This window comes from Pseudoalteromonas distincta (genome assembly GCF_000814675.1).
Taxonomy (GTDB): Bacteria; Pseudomonadota; Gammaproteobacteria; order Enterobacterales; family Alteromonadaceae; genus Pseudoalteromonas; species Pseudoalteromonas distincta.
Map to the genome: position 1 here is coordinate 39,379 of NZ_JWIG01000010.1, position 17,199 is coordinate 56,577.

Consider the following 17,199-nt stretch of genomic DNA (forward strand, 5'->3'; position numbering starts at 1 on the left):
GTGCTAATTTAAACTATATTAACCGTTTACTACATCGCTAACGGCTTTTTCAAAGCGCGCTAAGCCTTCTTTAATATCTTCAAACGGGATAATTAAAGACGGTGTAAAACGAATTACATTCATGCCCGCTACAAGGTTCATTAAACCATTATTAGCACTTGCTACTAAAAAGTCGCGTGCACGTCCTTCAAATTTGTCATTTAGTACTGCGCCAATTAATAAGCCTTTACCACGTACTTCGCTAAATACGTTGTATTTTTCGTTAATTGCGTTTAATCCGTCACGGAACAATTGCTCGCGCTCTTTAACACCGTTTAGTACGTCTGGTGTATTTACTGTATCAAATGCCGCTTCAGCTACAGCACAAGCTAGCGGATTACCGCCATAGGTAGAACCGTGAGTACCAATTTTTAAATGCTCAGCAATCGGTGTACGTGTGATCATAGCGCCAATTGGAAAACCACCACCCAATGCTTTTGCCGTTGTTAAAATGTCAGGAACAACCCCTAAACCTTCATAAGCGTATAAATCGCCTGTGCGACCAACACCCGTTTGTACTTCATCAAAAATAAGTAACGCGTTATGTTTAGTACAAAGTTCGCGTACTTTTTTAGCAAATTCATCTGTTGGTGAAATAATACCGCCTTCACCTTGTAATGGTTCCATCATAACAGCACATGTTTTATCGCTGATCAGCGCTTCAAATGCCGCTATATCGTTAAAATCACAATGTACTATGTCAGCAGGTTTTGGACCAAAGCCATCTGAATAAGCAGCTTGCCCGCCCACAGTGACTGTGAAAAATGTTCGACCATGGAAACCTTTATTAAATGCAATAATTTGCGTTTTTTCAGCGCCATATACGTCCAATGCATAACGACGAGCTAATTTAAGCGCGGCTTCGTTTGCTTCTGCGCCTGAGTTTGCAAAGTAAACTTTATCAGCAAATGTTGCTTCAACCATTTTTTGAGCTAAACGAAGTGCTGGCTCATTGGTCATAACATTTGATAAATGCCAAATTTTTTCGCCTTGCTCTTTTAATGCTTTAACTAATGCAGGATGACAGTGACCCAAACAGTTAACGGCAATACCACCGGCAAAATCAATGAACTCATTGTTATTTTGATCCCAAACGCGTGAACCTTCACCACGAACTGGGATAATTGCTGATGGGTTATAGTTTGGTACCATTACGTCGTTAAATAAGTCTCTTGTTACTTGCATTTTTACACCTAAATTTAATGGGCTTAGATAAAAGATTAGTTGCTAACTCAAAGAAGAATATAGCCTTTATTCTTCAGCAAACACGTTATTATTTCTTGTAGAGGTCATTATCGAAGGTTAGCTGTTAAAATTGCAGTGCTATTTTGTGAAAAATGATTAAAATAAAAGTCAAAATAACGAAGAAAATAACCATTATGATAACTCCACAAGACGAGAAACTACTTTCTGTACTAAAAACAAACGCAAGAGCGAGTATTTCTGATCTTGCACGAATGCTTGACTTATCTCGTTCAACAGTACAAAGCCGAATGCTCAAATTAGAAGAAACCGGTGTGATTAAAGGCTATAGCGTTGATTACGGTGACGACTACCTTAGTAAAATGGTATCAGCTCATGTGTCTATAAAAGTAAGACAAAAATTAACGACTAAAACAAACATTGAGCTTAAGCAAATTGATGCTATTTCACAGCTATATGCCATAAGTGGTGAGTTTGATTTAATTGCTGTAGTACAAGCTCAAAATTTAGAACAGCTCAGTCATTTGTTAGACGATATAGGAAATCTTGATGGGGTGGAGCGAACAACATCTTCTGTTATTTTAGAAACTAAATTTAAGCGTTAATCTCCCTTTACACTTGAGTCGTTAAATACTGTTTACATATTTAGGGTCACTATAAACATTGCTAAATAAATTGTTTATAGACTCTTGCTTTATTTCGCTTGAGTGATAAAATCAGGTACAGTTTTTAATTGCGTTTTTAGTAATTATTTAACAAGGATTTATTTAGTATTTACATGGATGTAGAGAGTCTCACTCCCTCGTATTTATGTAAAAATTCGTACTATTCTATAAAAAATATAATATTAATTATTATTTTAAGGGAAATTATGAAAACGGTTTTTACAGTGATATTATCAATCATACTTATAGGCTATTATTTAACTGCCAAAGCTAGTCATTTTTCTTCAAAGAAGAATACAGAAGTTAATACGTATAGTGATATCTATTTTAAACTCGAAACATCCTCAGTAAATATCAATGAAATAATTGCTGGCGCTACAGATTTTGCTTTAACTATGTGCGCAGATAAAGCTTATCAGGAAGCTTTAGGTAATACTGTTGCTAGCTGCAATTCTCAATTTGAAGAATCTAAAAATGTTTGCTCAAAGCATATTATGAAAAATGCTAAGCAGCACTATACAGACAAAGCTACAGTAACACTGCTAACAGAACGGTTTATTAACTGTGTCAGCGCTGCATAGCGAGGAAAGTAGAGCTGTTACCTAATAATTACAGCAAATAATGCAATTTTAATCTGTTTGGCTACACTTATTTTAATTTGTACATTATTTAGCAATAGATTATGCCCGCATATTTTTTTACTCTTTTATTAGGTTTAACTGAGCCTCTCCAGTTTGGGACAAACTTACCCACCACGGCACCTAATAATGCAGTCAACCAAGTCGAGTGTATTTTATTTGAAATGGGAGCCCCTTTTCAGCTACAAACCTTGCCATGGTTACGTGCACGTAGAGAAGTAAAGTTAGAGCGCTTAGATGGATATTTCACAACCCATTTAATGCCTGAAATGAAAGCTTATGGACGTATATCATCACCCATTTTTTTAGAAAGCTGGTACTGGTTTACCCACCCAGAGAGCATTAAAAAACCAAAAAACAAAATGCGTTACGGTGCAGTAAGAGGAAGTTATCAAGCAAATTGGTTTAAAACTCAGAATATTATTGCTGAGGTAGAAGTAAATTCATTAGAAGAAATAGTAAATGTAATGCACCATAAACGGATTGATAGAATCCTACTTGATTTAGACGATTTTGAATTAGCAGCCTCTAAGCTAGGCATTAATAAAGACGAGTACCAAAAAGAATTTTTTAGATATGTACCTTTGGGATTATTTGCTTCGCATTCACTTCTCAAACGCCTTCCTGAATTTATGCAGCAGTTCGATGAAAATATAAATACTTGTGCGCAAGCTCCATTTTCACTATCAAAAAGTGAAGAAAAGCAAATACTTGATAGGCTCTACAGTAGCGCTAAAACCTTATTAAACTTACCTAGTTTAGTCGAAGAAGTTCAAATAAGTAATGAGTCTCCTTTGAGTGAGCCTGAAATTAAGAAACGAGACCAGCTATGGATAAAAGAAAGTAAACACGTTGGGCATGCTTATGGGTTAACTATGCTTGATTTACCGTTATCTAAGGTATTTAAAAAATGGCAATCGCAGTTTAAAGGTGTTGTTACTGAGCTTATATTGACTGATAGCCAAGGAAAAAATATAGCAATAAGTAAGTTAACCAGTGATTACTGGCAAGGAGATGAAAATAAGTTTACTAAAATATTTAAACAGTCAAAGGACTATAACTTTGATAGCGTTACATATGATGCATCAACACATCATTTTCAAGTACAGCTAAGTTTTCCTGTTTTAGATGATAATAATAGTCATATTGGAGTGTTGATTTTAGGTGTTGATGTAGAAAAAGCACTCCATTCGTCAAACGAAAAGAGTAACTAACTCGATACCTTTCATAAGTTAGCTAAGCTTTGGAACTTTTGCTTAGCTAACATTATATTATGGATGTACTTTTTCTGAGGTCGGCTTTTTTCTTATAATTTCTTTTTTGGCTTCATCAAGCTTTATAAAATAAGCATTACCGCCAATACCTTTAAACTCTTCATCTGTAAATACAATAGTATTGTCATCAAAAAAAGTGACAGCCTCTTTTTGAGTTACTATCCCTAAGTCAATTTTTGATACATCGCCAGAAAAAAACTTATCACCCTCAAAATTTTCGAATAACCAAATACTGGTTGAATCAAGTAATATCAGCTTTTTACGATCAGGGCTTAAAGCAGCCGATGTTATCCAGCATAGCTTTTCTAAAGTGGTACATGTTTTAAATGAATCTATTAACTCGGCTTTAAAATTAGCGGCATGATCGCCCACTTTATAAACCTTAGTAATACCATCAAATGGTTCTGTGCGGTTTTTAGTAAATAAATATAAGTGACGTCCTAGAGCTACAAATGCCTCTAAATCAAAATTACGGTTATTAGGCTTTATAGGAGTGCCATCCATTTCGGGGTAGGTAAACTTAATTATTTCTGCTTGAGTCGTATCTGTTTTTATATCTATCGGGTTTTCTATTTTATAAATAGTGAGCCATCTACGATCGTTTTTGTTATTACCAAAATCGCCTAAAAAGAAGTGCCCAAATTTGTTTTGGGTCATGTCTTCCCAATCAATGTTTTTAGCGTTTTCAACTAAAATTTCTTTAGCAATAGAACCGTCTTTATTGAGTCTATATAGCTTTGGTTCATTGCCTCCGTCGTTAATAGCCCATAAACGTTGCTGTTTATCAAATTCTATTCCTGATATTTCTTTTAATTTAGGATCAACTGAGATTTCTTTTTTACTGTATAGGGTATAAATTGAGGTACCAATAAATGCAGCTACAACTAAAAAAATGATGGTGGTAGTTATTAAAATGGTTTTTTTCAACATGAAATTAATGATATTTCAGAGTATTAGAATGATGTGTATTATCCATGATGAAGTAATATAAAAAAAGTAATTTAGGATTTTAAATTTTCTTCGGATATTTGCAGCTATAAATATTTATATATTGAACTAATGAGGTTTTTAATAGTTTGTTGGTTTGAATATTGCTCTGTATGTTAAGTATCATTTAAAGCGTATTGTATATAAGGTTAATGCACCTTTTTGGTGTAATTGAAATATTATTTGCACTGTAATAAAGCGTAAATAAAGTTTTGTTTAACTAATAACACGTTTAATGATTTTTAGATGGTTACCACATCGCCTTTTTGTTTAGTTGTATGGCCTGTGGCAAAGATTAAGTACCCTTTTTGGTTTAGTTGGAGCCTGCTATGTTGAATAAACGTTTTTTTAAAACAAAAGATGAAGCTGAAGTTACTTTTGAATTTTCTCATCCAGAGGCAGAAGAAGTTTGCTTATTAGGTGAATTTAATGATTGGCAACCAGTGCCAATGAAGCTTTATAAAAAACAAGGTGTGTTTAAATTTAAGCAACGCTTACCTATCGATCAACAATTTCACTTTCGTTATCTGATTAATGGAGACATTTGGGATAACGACCATCAAGCTGACGGTTATATCGGCAATACTTTTGGCACAGAAAACAGCATAGTAAATACTCAACGCACTAATTAAGGCGATTCAATGGATGCTCTTTCGCAGTTGTTTTACCTGCATGGTATTGGCTTTGAATTCACTAAGTATACAGGTGAACAGGTGTTTTTTAGCGAAGAAACGCGTAAACGTGCTTTGCAATGTTGTGGTGTTGATACAAATAATGAAGCAGGAATAGCTCAACTAACTTATGATTTAGATGCATCGCTTTGGCTGGATTTAGTACCTAGTGTGAGTTTAGTTGAGCAAAGTACATGTTTGTTAAAGCTTCGTATAGATGAACGTCAGCAATATTTAGCCGCTAATATTGATGTCCCTTCACTTGGAATGCACATAGCATTTGATAATCTTTATAACTTGGCCGTCACTGGTGAATATTACTTGCATGGCGTTCGCTATATTGAGCTGGCACTACCCATTGATAATATGCCAATTGGCTATCATGACGCTAATGTTCAGGTAGGTGAGCAACACGCTATTACACAAATTTGGTGCGTGCCTGAGCAAGTCTATCAAGTGGAAGACACAAAGCGCACGGGATTATCTATTCAGCTTTACACATTAAAAAATAGAGCGAATTTGGGTATTGGCGACTTTGACGATTTATTAGCGCTTACAAAACTATGCAGCTCCCAAAACATGGATTACATATTACTTAATCCACTGCATTTGCTATTCGCTGATATGCCAGAGCGAGCCAGTCCTTATAGCCCTAATAGTCGCGCTTTATTAAATCCTCTTTATATTTCCATCGTACTAAGCGAAGACGCAATAAATAACGAAAACCTTGACGCCATTATGCAGCAAGATGATGTCGCTGCACTTATTAAAAGTAATGATCAGTTTATAGATTATGAAAATGTAAGTCGTATAAAGTATACGTTATTTGAAGCGCTTTATAATCAGTTTGAATTAACGGCAAGTGATGAGCGTCGCCAAGCGTTTACTGATTTTTGTAATGCTCATTCTACTACGTTAAATACCCTCGAATCAGATAACCTAACATTTGCTTATTACCTGCAATGGCAAGCGCATATGCAACTGGCACTGTGTCAAAAAAGTTGCGCAGAGAGAGGCATGGCTATTGGCTTAATAAACGACTTAGCTGTTGGTTGTGCCGGCGATGGGGCTGAATTTAAAAATCAGCAATCGTTGTTTAGCCAAGGTGCAAGTGTAGGCGCTCCACCCGATCCATGGGCTGAAGCAGGTCAAAATTGGGGCCTCCCAGCCCTCAATCCCCAAAGCCTTATCAATAATCACTACCAATTTTACCGCTCGCTCATTCGCGCAAACATGCAAAACGTAGGTGGACTTCGAATTGACCACGTAATGGCTATTAGGCGCCTATGGTGGTGCTTTGAAAGCAATGGCGAACAAGACGGCTGTTATGTTTATTATCCGTTTGAGCATTTACTTGCCATTTTAAAAATTGAATCGCATATTAATCAGAGTATTGTTATTGGTGAAGATTTAGGCATCGTACCGCCAGAGGTTAGGGAAGCTTTGGCATCTAGCGGTATTTTTTCCAACAGCTTATTTTATTTTGAGAAACAACACAGTGGAGAGTTTTTATCGGTAGATGAGCTAGCAACACATTGTTTGTTAATGATAGCCAATCACGATGTCCCTCCATTTACAGGCTGGTGGCAACATGATGATTTAGATATTAAGCAACAATATAAGCTTATAACTTGCAATGAATACGAGCAACTAAAGCAACAGCGAATAGAAGAGCAACAAAGGTTACTACGTTTTATTAATCACCATGGCAATACAACTGAGCTTTTATTACATAGTGAAGCAGTGACTGTTTATAGCGCACTTGCATTGTGTTTAGCAGGCTCTCAATCGCGTTTATTTGCAATACAAATAGATGACTTAGATGAGCAGAAGTATCCGGTCAATATCCCCGGAACAGATAAAGAATATCCTAATTGGCGACGTGTATTAACGCATACCAGTGAAGAAATTTTTACCAAAAATGCCTCACTTTTAGCTGCTATCGATTCAATAAGGAAAGGTTAAATGAGCAGTACAACTAATGAAAATAGTTACGATGCACAAGTACACGCATTAAATACAGGGCGATTTAAAGACCCATTTAGCTTCTTAGGGGCACATAAAACGGATGCTGAGGTTGAAGTTCGTTTTTATCTACCTTGTGCAATAAGCGTAAGTGTTACATTAAATAATAAAACTATTAAGGCGCAGCGCTACCAGCAAAGTGACTTATTTATAGCCAAAGTTGATGCTTTGCCCACTGCGCCATATGAATGCATTGCTCAGTACACAGATAGCAGCGTTACCTTTTATGATGAATACAGCTTTGAAAGCACACTTGATGCAGAGGCAATGTATTTATTTAACGAAGGCAGCCTTGAACATGCTTACTCGCATTTTGGTGCACATTTTAGTACTCAACAAAACGTAGACGGTGTGCGTTTTTGTGTATGGGCGCCTAATGCGGCAAGTGTCTCTATTATTGGTGAGTTTAACTTTTGGCAAGCGAATCGCCACTTTATGCGCTTTCATCCTGCAAGTGGTGTATGGGAGTTATTTGTACCAGGCCTTAAAGCTGACATGTGCTACAAATTTGCAATTACCGCGCAAAGTGGAGAGGTGCTCGAAAAAGCCGACCCCTATGCATTTAAAATGCAACAAGCACCTGGCACTGCAAGTGTACTGCAGTATAAACCAGAACCTATAAAGCTTGGCGAACAGGCACTTCAAAACAGACAAAAGCGTAACCATATTGATGCACCAATTAGTATTTACGAAGTGCATTTAGGCTCATGGCAACGCGCCGAAAACAACCGCTATTTAAGTTACACAGAGCTTGCCGACAAACTCGTTAGCTACGCTCTTGAAATGAATTTTACTCACCTGCAACTTATGCCAATAAGTGAATACCCGTTTGATGGTTCGTGGGGGTATCAGCCTGTTGGATTATTTGCACCTACCAGCCGCTTTGGCGACTACAACAGCTTTAAATACTTTGTAGAGCAGTGCCACAAAGCTAATTTAGGTATTTTACTTGATTGGGTACCAGGGCATTTTCCAAGCGATCCGCATGGCTTACATCGATTTGATGGCACCCATTTATATGAGCATGCTGATAAGCGCCAAGGGTTTCATCCTGATTGGAATACCTACATTTATAACTACGACCGTCCTGAAGTTAAAAGCTTTTTAATATCAAATGCTATGTATTGGCTACATCAATTTGGTTTAGATGGCCTGCGTGTAGATGCCGTAGCCTCTATGTTGTATTTAGATTACAGCCGAAAAGAAGGCGAGTGGGTTGCTAATTGTTACGGTGGGCGTGAAAACTTAGGTGCAATTGAGTGCCTAAAGCAAGTCAATATGCGCAGCTATAAAAACAACCCAGGCATTATGATGGTGGCTGAGGAGTCAACAGCATGGCCGGGTGTCACCCAAAGTGTTGAGCACAACGGTTTAGGCTTTGGTTATAAGTGGAATATGGGTTGGATGAACGATAGTTTGCATTACATGCAGCACGACCCGCTTTATCGTCAGCATCATCATCACGAAATGACTTTTTCGATGGTATACGCGTTTAGCGAAAACTATATATTGCCATTAAGCCACGATGAAGTAGTACACGGTAAAGGATCGTTAATTGAAAAAATGCCAGGCGATGATTGGCAAAAATTTGCAAATTTACGCGCTTATTACGCATTTATGTGGGCACACCCGGGTAAAAAACTCTTATTTATGGGCGGTGAAATTGCACAGCGAAAAGAGTGGGGGCACGATCATTCTATCGATTGGCATTTACTTGAGCACCAAAGCCATAATGGTATAAAGCAAACGGTAAAAACACTAAATACGGTTTATAAAAACCAACCTGCGTTGTATGAGCTAGATTCGAGCGCGGCTGGTTTTACCTGGATAGATAACAATAACAATCAGCAGAGCATTTTGAGCTTTGTTCGCTATGCTAAAAACGCAAAAAACTTTGTGGTTGTTATTGCTAATTTTACCCCCGCGTCCTATGAAAACTACGTTATTGGCGTACCGAGTAAAGGGCGTTACAAGGTCATTTTAAATACAGATGATACTCAGTTTTTTGGCTCTGGCGTTGAGGTAACTAAAGATTCATCGCAGATAGTTCAGGCAATAAACGAATCAAATCATGGTTTTAAACACAGTATTTCAATTGCCATTGGTGGCTTAACTACTATTTATTTACAAAAGGTTGATGATGAGTAACCGATTTGATGTAGCACCCGGTAATGTAGAACCACTTGGCTCTAGTGTTATTGATAATGGGGTTAACTTCGCGCTTTATGCGCCTGGGGCAAGCCAAGCTTATGTATGCCTGTTTGATAAAAGTGGCCATTCAGAAATACTAAAAATGGCGATGAATATCAACGAAGGTGGTATTTGGAGTATTCATATTTCGCCATTAAACGCCGGTGCGCTTTATGGTTTTAGAGTTGAGGGTGAATATAACCCTAAAAATGGTCAACTGTTTAACGAAAATAAGCTGCTGATAGACCCATATGCAAAAGACTTGTTTGGTGAGTTTACTTGGAGTGAACGCCATTACGGGCAAATGCCAATCGGTACTAAAAGCACTGTAAATAATGCAATTGATATACCTAAATCAAAAGTAGCGGCTCCTACGTTGTATACGCATAAAAAGCCTAATCACCGTTGGTCAAACACGGTTATTTATGAGTGTCATGTGAAAGGTACAACGTGTCGTCATCCTAAAATTCCCAAATCTCTACAAGGAAAGTTTTTAGGGTTAAGCCACCCAAGCTTTATTGAACACTTACAAAGCTTTGGTGTTACAGCCGTTGAGCTTTTGCCTGTTCATTCTTTTATTAGTGAGCAATTTTTAACAGGGAAAGGTTTGCAAAACTACTGGGGTTACAACACGCTTAACTTTTTTACGCCCCATAAAGACTATTTGGTAAACGACGATATAAACGAGTTTAAGCAAATGGTGAAAGAGCTCCATGCTGCAGACATAGAAGTCATATTAGATGTTGTTTACAACCATACAGCTGAAGCAGGGGCGGATGGCCCTATACTATCGCTTAGAGGCTTTGATAACTTAGCCTATTACCGCACAGTAGATGGCCAGCCTGACGTCTATATAAACGATACCGGCTGTGGTAATACCATAAATATTGACCACCCTAAAACACTGCAACTTGTACTTGATAGCCTTCGTTATTGGGTTGAAGTAATGGGAGTTGATGGTTTTAGGTTTGATTTAGCGACCATTTTAGGCCGCTCAAAAGCAGGCTTTAGCTCCGCACATACTTTTTTACAAGTAGTTGCCCAAGACCCTGTGCTTAACAAAGTTAAGTTAATAAGTGAGCCTTGGGATATAGGCCCAGGTGGTTATCAGCTTGGTGCATTTCCGCCGCCATGGCGAGAATGGAACGATCAATACCGCGATGTAATTAGACGTTTTTGGCAAAGTGAAACAGGCATTATTGCCAACGTTGCAAAACGTTTGCATGGATCGTTTGATATTTTTGAGCACAGCCAACGTGGGCCGCTCAATAGCATTAATTTTATAACGAGTCATGATGGTTTTACCCTTGCCGATTTAGTGAGTTATGAGCATAAACATAACGAAGCTAATGGCGAGCAAAATCGAGATGGGCACAGTGCAAATCATTCGTTTAACTGTGGGGTAGAAGGTTTTACCAGTGACTCTAAAATAAACGCACTGCGCTTACAGCAACAAAAGAACTTTTTACTTACTTTAATTCTCTCAAAAGGTGTTCCAATGATTGCCGCTGGCAGCGAAATGGCACACTCGCAAGGGGGGAATAACAATGCTTATTGCCAAAATAATCGCACTAGTTGGCTTGCCTGGAAAGATTCTCAACTTAATCATTCGTTAACACGATTTATTGATGATGCATTAAAAATTAGACGTGCGCACAGTGCGTTTAAACACAGTGTATTTTTAGATGATATAGACGAGCGTTTTACCGTTAAGTGGTTTACCGAACAGGGTAAAACCATGACTGATGCTCACTGGCATGAAGATACCAGGCAGTTTTTAATGTACAGCTTACTTGATAAGCAAAACAATCATGCATTGCTGATTGTATTTAATGCCAGTGAAAAAACAATTTTTTGTCAAATGCCCCCATCGCCAATTAATGCGCCGTGGCAAATGATTCTATCAAGTGTACATAATGCATCTGTGAGCAGTAATGAAGATGCGATGGTTGAAATTTCAGCACAAAGTAGTTGGGTTTTTAGTGCCAATTTAGAGGATGTTAGTCATGGTTAAACAAAGTGATCAAGTGTGTGTAGTAAAGGGCTGGCAAGAAGGTCCCGTTATTGATGAAAGTACGCTTAAAGATGACTTAACACGGCATTTTTATTATACCCTCGGCCGAGATAAGGTGGGTGAATCGCAGCATTATTTGTATCACGCATTAGCGCTTACTATTCGCGACAGACTTGTGGCCCGCTGCAGAGAAACGAATCAACAAATTAAGCAAGAGAAACGCCGCAAAACGGCTTACCTTTCTCTTGAGTTTTTGATGGGGCGTGCGCTAGGTAATGCTGTTTTAAATCTAGATTTAGATGAACAAGTAAGCTCAGCACTACAAGAGTACTGCACAACAATAGAAACAATTGAAGACGCCGAGCACGACGCTGGCTTAGGAAATGGCGGGCTAGGGCGCCTTGCAGCTTGCTTTTTAGATAGCTGTGCTAGTTTAGCGTTGCCTGTTATTGGCTATGGCCTACGATACGAATACGGCATGTTTAATCAATCGATTAAAGATGGTAACCAAATTGAGCAACCAGATAACTGGCTACGTGAAGGACATCCATGGGAGCTAAGCGCACCAGAGCATGCAAAACGTGTGAAGTTTGGTGGCTATGTGCAAAGTTACACAGATAAATTTGGCAGAGAGCACCGTCAATGGATGGGCTCACAAGATGTATTAGCTGTACCGTACGATGTACCTGTCCCTGGTTATAAAAACAATATCGTAAATACACTACGTCTGTGGAAATCAGAGGCAACAGATGAATTTAATTTAACCGAATTTAATGCGGGCAGTTATTCAGAAGCCGTCGCACAAAAAAATCTAGCCGAACAGATCACCATGGTGCTGTATCCAAATGACAGCAGCGAAAATGGTAAGGAACTTAGGTTACGCCAACAATACTTTTTATCATCGGCGAGTATTCAAGACGTAGTAGACCAATGGGTTTCCCAACATGGCGAGAGCTTTAGTGACTTTGCTGATTTTCATGTTTTTCAGTTAAACGACACGCATCCAAGTATTGCTGTTGCAGAGCTAATGCGTATTTTAATTGATGATTACGAATTAGATTGGAACGACGCGTGGCAAATCACAACTAAAACAATGGCCTATACAAATCATACGCTACTTCCTGAAGCGCTTGAAAAATGGTCTGTTTCGTTGTTTTCAAAATTATTGCCACGCATTTTAGAAATAGTTTACGAGATAAATGCACGCTTTTTAGCACAAGTTGCACAGCAATGGCCGGGAAATGTTGAAAAGCAACGTGCATTGTCACTGATTGAAGAGGGTGATGAGCCGCAAATTCGTATGGCATATTTAGCTATTGTAGGTAGTTACTCTGTAAATGGCGTAGCAGCACTTCATACTGAACTGTTAAAAGCGGGATTATTTAAAGAATTTTATGCACTGTGGCCAGATAAGTTTAATAACAAAACAAATGGTGTAACGCCTCGTCGATGGCTTGCGCTTTGTAATCCAGTATTAAGTGAATTAATTGGTGAAAAAATTGGCCATGATTGGGTTAAAAACTTTACAAAAATTAGTGACCTACGTCGTTTTTATGACGACAAGGCATTTCATGAGCAGTGGCAAAATGCTAAACGTGAAAATAAACAACGTTTAGTTGATTTAGTTAAGGCGCGCTGCGATATCAATTTTGATGTATCAATGATGTTTGACGTACAAGTAAAACGTATCCACGAATACAAACGTCAGCTATTAAACATACTTCATGTGATTCATTTATATGACCGTATTCGCCGTGGAGATACCCAAGGACTTGTTCCTCGTTGTGTTCTATTAGGTGGTAAAGCAGCGCCGGGTTATTACATGGCTAAAAAAATTATTAAGCTTATTAATAACGTGGCAGAGGTTATAAATAAAGATCCTCAAGCTGCGCCATATTTACGCGTCGCATTTTTACCTAATTACAACGTAACCGCAATGGAAGTTATTTGTCCTGCAACCGACCTCTCAGAGCAAGTATCTACCGCAGGCAAAGAAGCGTCTGGTACTGGCAACATGAAATTTATGATGAATGGTGCATTGACAATAGGCACGCTGGATGGCGCAAACATTGAAATTAGAGATGCTGTTGGTGCTGATAACTTCTTTTTGTTTGGCGCACAAGCGCACGAAATTGACGATATTAAATCACGTTATAATCCAGAGCATTTAATATCGCAAAATAGCGATTTAAAGAATGTGATGCAATTACTCGATAGCGGGCATTTTAATTTATTTGAACCATGCTTATTTGACGACATAACAAATGCAATTAAGAGCCCGCACGATCCATGGCTTGTTGCTCACGATTTTGAAAGTTATGTAGCAGCTCAAAAAGAAGTTGATAAAGCTTACGCAGATCAGACCTACTGGACACAAATGAGTATTTTAAATACAGCAGCCAGTGGTATGTTTTCAAGTGACAGAACCATAAGCCAATACAGTGAAGATATTTGGCATTTAGAACCCCTCAATATTAGTGAAACAGACTTAACGACAACTAAAAGCCATGCCACTAACAGCCTAGACTAAATGGAGAGAGTATTATGCCTAATTATGCAAATCGCTACATAAGTAGCCTAACCAGAGAAACTTACGCGTTAATACTGGCAGGCGGTCGCGGTTCTCGCCTGCATGAGTTAACCGATTGGCGAGCAAAGCCAGCAGTTTACTTTGGTGGTAAACATCGAATTATCGATTTTCCACTATCAAACTGCATTAACTCGGGTGTGAGACGTGTTGGTATTGCTACACAATATAAATCACATTCATTAATACGCCATGTAAACCGCGCATGGGGGCACTTTAAAAAAGAGCTAGGAGAGTCGGTTGAAATACTACCTGCATCTCAGCGCCAAGGTGATGATTGGTATTGTGGAACCGCAGATGCTGTTTTTCAAAACATAGATATTATTCGTCACGAGCTTCCTAAATATGTGATGATTTTGTCTGGAGATCATGTGTACCGTATGGACTATGGTGCTTTATTGGCTGAACATGTGCAAAAAGGCGCAGATATGACAGTGTGTTGTATTGAAGTCCCAGTAGAGGAAGCCGCAGACACGTTTGGTGTAATGACCGTTGATGAAGAAAATAGAGTGTGTCGTTTTGATGAAAAACCAGCAATGCCGAGCTCCGTACCCGGCAAGCCAGGTACATGTTTAGCATCAATGGGGAACTACATCTTTAATACTGAATTTTTGTTTGAGCAACTTAAAAAAGATTCTGAAAATGAAGGCTCTGGACGCGATTTTGGTCACGATATTATTCCAGCGATTATAGAAGAGCATAATGTGTTTGCCTTCCCATTTAGAGATCCAAACCAAGAAGGGCAACCTTATTGGCGAGATGTAGGTACGCTTGATTCGTTCTGGGAAGCTAATATGGAACTGGTAATGCCAGAACCACAACTTGATTTATACGATCCAACGTGGCCAATATGGACTTATCAAGAGCAACTACCACCTGCTAAGTTTATTTTTGATGACGAAGATAGGCGCGGTATGGCTTTAGACTCAACAGTCTCGGGTGGGTGTATTATTTCGGGCTCTGCGGTTAGAAAATCCCTATTGTTTTCTAACGTTCACGTTCGCTCATTTTGTACCATTGAGCAGTCGGTTATTTTACCCGGTGCGGTTATAAACCGAGGTTGTAAAATAAAACGCGCAATAATAGATAGAAGCTGTGAAATACCGGCAGGTCTTGAAATCGGTTTTGACAAAAAAACAGATGAAGAAAACGGCTTTAGGGTATCTAAAAAAGGTATCGTTCTTGTTACACGTGATATGCTCACTGAGCTTGCAAAAAAGTTAGAACGCCAAGCGCGAGAAAATAAAAAGCTAGCGTAACAACAAGTTAGATAAGCACGACAACATAGCTTGCTCATTTGTGAGCAAGCTCACACAGGTTTAAAGGAAATAATAAATTAATGCATGTATTAATGGTTGCAGCAGAAAATGACGCGTTACCAGGCGCAAAAGTAGGCGGTGTGGCAGATGTAGTACGCGATGCACCTAGGGCACTCGCTAAGCAAGGTATAACGGTTGATGTTGTTATTCCTGATTACGGGTTTGAGCCGCTTGAGCGTATTTATGTAGGTGAAGTAACTGTTGCATTTAATGCTCAACCCCATGTATTAACCATTTTTAAAGTACAACAAGCCCAAACTAATGTAAGCCAAATTGTTATTAGCCACCCGTTATTTAGTGAATCAGGCAGTGTATATTGTAATGATGCACCGGGGAGGCCTTTTGCAACTGATGCGACTAAATTTGCTCTATTTAACGCAGCCGTCTGCGAAGCGTTATTACAAGGTGTATTAAAGCGCCCTGCAGCGCTGCATTTACATGATTGGCACAGTGCCTGCGTTGTAGTTTTACTTAAGTTTGAGCCACGTTATAGCTCACTTAATACCTTACCTATTGCCTTCACAGTGCATAATATTGCACTGCAAGGTATAAGACCTTTCAAACATGATGATTCAAGCTTAGAGGCGTGGTTTCCATCACTTAGTTATAATGGCCAGCAATTATGCGACCCGCGTTACCCTCATTGTTTTAATCCTATGCGCAGTGCAATAAATCTATGCGATAAAATACATGTTGTATCGCCAACTTATAGCCAAGAGGTTCTCGAACCTAGCAATTACGAAGATGGTTTTTTTGGTGGCGAAGGGCTTGAGCAAGATCTGCAAAATGCAGCAAGCCAAGGCAAGCTTGTTGGTATTTTAAATGGCTGCGAATATCCAATCAATGCACTTGAAGGAGCAACTCTCGCTGATTTTTATAGCCAAGCAGAGAAAACTTTATTTACTTGGATGGCAAATAGCGAGCAGTTACAAAGTGGCTATTATATTGCCCACCAACGACTACAGCAATTTAAAGCAACGGTTAATAACGGTCCATTAGTTACAAGCGTTGGCCGTCTTACTGAGCAAAAAGTGTTGTTATTGTGCCAGCAGGTTAATGGGGTTTTAGCTATTGATAAAGTGTGCCAATTAATTAATGAACATAACGGCAGACTTATTATTCTCGGCTCGGGTGACAAAGAGCTCGAAAGCATATTTACCAAAGCAATGGCGCGTAATTCCAATCTTTTATTTTTAAAGGGCTATGGGCAAGGTGTTGGCGATTTAATGTATCAATTAGGTGACTTATTTTTAATGCCAAGCTCGTTTGAACCGTGTGGTATTAGCCAAATGCTAGCAATGCGAGCGGGGCAACCGTGTTTAGTACACAGTGTTGGCGGATTAAAAGATACTGTTAAACACCACGAAAATGGTTTTAGCTTTAATGGAGACACGTTGGCAACGCAAACGCGTAATTTAATTAGCTGTTTAGACGAAACTCTCTTAATTAAAAAGCAAAATCCTAAAAGATGGCATAAAATTAAGCACAGCGCAGAGCAAATGCGTTTTTCGTGGCCACAAGTGGCAACTGATTATATAACAACCTTATACCGGTAAAACGTTTGTGTACTTTAAAGTTTAGTGACAA

Annotated in this window: 12 protein-coding genes; 10 read left to right on the forward strand and 2 right to left on the reverse strand. The window is 38.7% G+C overall.

Annotated elements, in window-relative coordinates:
• Positions 1 to 18: 18 nt before the first annotated feature.
• Positions 19 to 1,224, reverse strand: a complete 1,206-nt coding sequence (locus QT16_RS07275) for an aspartate aminotransferase family protein (protein WP_039487597.1) — start codon at positions 1,222 to 1,224, stop codon at positions 19 to 21.
• A 194-nt stretch (positions 1,225 to 1,418) separates the two neighbouring features.
• Here QT16_RS07275 and QT16_RS07280 point away from each other — a divergent pair, with 194 nt between their 5' ends.
• The 3 genes from QT16_RS07280 (at position 1,419) to QT16_RS07290 (ending at position 3,759) form a co-directional block, all read left to right on the forward strand.
• On the forward strand, positions 1,419 to 1,847 hold the full coding sequence (locus QT16_RS07280) for an Lrp/AsnC family transcriptional regulator (RefSeq protein WP_002958609.1): 429 nt from the start codon (positions 1,419 to 1,421) through the stop codon (positions 1,845 to 1,847).
• A 266-nt stretch (positions 1,848 to 2,113) separates the two neighbouring features.
• A complete protein-coding gene (locus QT16_RS07285) occupies positions 2,114 to 2,488 on the forward strand; it encodes a hypothetical protein (RefSeq protein WP_033020651.1) in 375 nt (124 codons plus the stop codon).
• Between the two features lie 101 nt (positions 2,489 to 2,589).
• Positions 2,590 to 3,759 carry a cache domain-containing protein gene (locus tag QT16_RS07290; protein WP_039487604.1) on the forward strand — a complete coding sequence of 390 codons (1,170 nt, stop codon included), beginning with the start codon at positions 2,590 to 2,592 and terminating at the stop codon, positions 3,757 to 3,759.
• 57 nt (positions 3,760 to 3,816) lie between these two features.
• Here the strand turns inward: QT16_RS07290 and QT16_RS07295 are convergent, their stop codons facing one another.
• On the reverse strand, positions 3,817 to 4,749 hold the full coding sequence (locus tag QT16_RS07295) for a hypothetical protein (RefSeq protein ID WP_039487606.1): 933 nt from the start codon (positions 4,747 to 4,749) through the stop codon (positions 3,817 to 3,819).
• 386 nt (positions 4,750 to 5,135) lie between these two features.
• On the opposite strand from QT16_RS07295, the gene QT16_RS07300 reads away from it, so the two are divergent.
• From QT16_RS07300 to QT16_RS07330, 7 genes are all read left to right on the forward strand, one after another.
• Positions 5,136 to 5,438, forward strand: coding sequence for an isoamylase early set domain-containing protein (locus tag QT16_RS07300; protein ID WP_002958606.1), 303 nt, complete (start codon positions 5,136 to 5,138; stop codon positions 5,436 to 5,438).
• A gap of 9 nt (positions 5,439 to 5,447) precedes the next feature.
• Positions 5,448 to 7,442: a 4-alpha-glucanotransferase gene (gene malQ, locus QT16_RS07305; protein WP_039487608.1), complete on the forward strand. Its 1,995-nt coding sequence runs from the start codon at positions 5,448 to 5,450 to the stop codon at positions 7,440 to 7,442.
• Positions 7,443 to 9,650 carry a 1,4-alpha-glucan branching protein GlgB gene (gene glgB / locus QT16_RS07310; RefSeq protein ID WP_039487610.1) on the forward strand — a complete coding sequence of 736 codons (2,208 nt, stop codon included), beginning with the start codon at positions 7,443 to 7,445 and terminating at the stop codon, positions 9,648 to 9,650.
• Entirely contained in the window at positions 9,643 to 11,706 is a 2,064-nt protein-coding gene (gene glgX, locus QT16_RS07315) for a glycogen debranching protein GlgX (protein ID WP_052201235.1), read from the forward strand. The genes glgB and glgX overlap by 8 nt, the downstream gene beginning before the upstream one ends.
• Positions 11,699 to 14,236, forward strand: a complete 2,538-nt coding sequence (locus tag QT16_RS07320; protein ID WP_039487611.1) for a glycogen/starch/alpha-glucan phosphorylase — start codon at positions 11,699 to 11,701, stop codon at positions 14,234 to 14,236. Before glgX ends, QT16_RS07320 begins: the two co-directional genes overlap by 8 nt.
• Before the next feature lie 14 nt (positions 14,237 to 14,250).
• Positions 14,251 to 15,552, forward strand: a complete 1,302-nt coding sequence (gene glgC / locus QT16_RS07325; protein WP_002958601.1) for a glucose-1-phosphate adenylyltransferase — start codon at positions 14,251 to 14,253, stop codon at positions 15,550 to 15,552.
• An 80-nt stretch (positions 15,553 to 15,632) separates the two neighbouring features.
• Positions 15,633 to 17,168, forward strand: a complete 1,536-nt coding sequence (locus tag QT16_RS07330; RefSeq protein WP_039487613.1) for a glycogen synthase — start codon at positions 15,633 to 15,635, stop codon at positions 17,166 to 17,168.
• The last annotated feature ends 31 nt before the right edge of the window (positions 17,169 to 17,199 follow it).

Bases quoted from the DNA above. Each gene is read 5' to 3' on its own strand.
- glgC (WP_002958601.1), top strand. From the start codon at position 14,251: ATGCCTAATTATGCAAATCGCTACATAAGTAGCCTAACCAGAGAAACT.
- QT16_RS07290 (WP_039487604.1), top strand. From the start codon at position 2,590: ATGCCCGCATATTTTTTTACTCTTTTATTAGGTTTAACTGAGCCTCTC.
- QT16_RS07300 (WP_002958606.1), top strand. From the start codon at position 5,136: ATGTTGAATAAACGTTTTTTTAAAACAAAAGATGAAGCTGAAGTTACT.
- QT16_RS07320 (WP_039487611.1), top strand. From the start codon at position 11,699: ATGGTTAAACAAAGTGATCAAGTGTGTGTAGTAAAGGGCTGGCAAGAA.
- glgX (WP_052201235.1), top strand. From the start codon at position 9,643: ATGAGTAACCGATTTGATGTAGCACCCGGTAATGTAGAACCACTTGGC.
- glgB (WP_039487610.1), top strand. From the start codon at position 7,443: ATGAGCAGTACAACTAATGAAAATAGTTACGATGCACAAGTACACGCA.
- QT16_RS07285 (WP_033020651.1), top strand. From the start codon at position 2,114: ATGAAAACGGTTTTTACAGTGATATTATCAATCATACTTATAGGCTAT.
- malQ (WP_039487608.1), top strand. From the start codon at position 5,448: ATGGATGCTCTTTCGCAGTTGTTTTACCTGCATGGTATTGGCTTTGAA.
- QT16_RS07280 (WP_002958609.1), top strand. From the start codon at position 1,419: ATGATAACTCCACAAGACGAGAAACTACTTTCTGTACTAAAAACAAAC.
- QT16_RS07275 (WP_039487597.1), bottom strand. From the start codon at position 1,224: ATGCAAGTAACAAGAGACTTATTTAACGACGTAATGGTACCAAACTAT.
- QT16_RS07295 (WP_039487606.1), bottom strand. From the start codon at position 4,749: ATGTTGAAAAAAACCATTTTAATAACTACCACCATCATTTTTTTAGTT.
- QT16_RS07330 (WP_039487613.1), top strand. From the start codon at position 15,633: ATGCATGTATTAATGGTTGCAGCAGAAAATGACGCGTTACCAGGCGCA.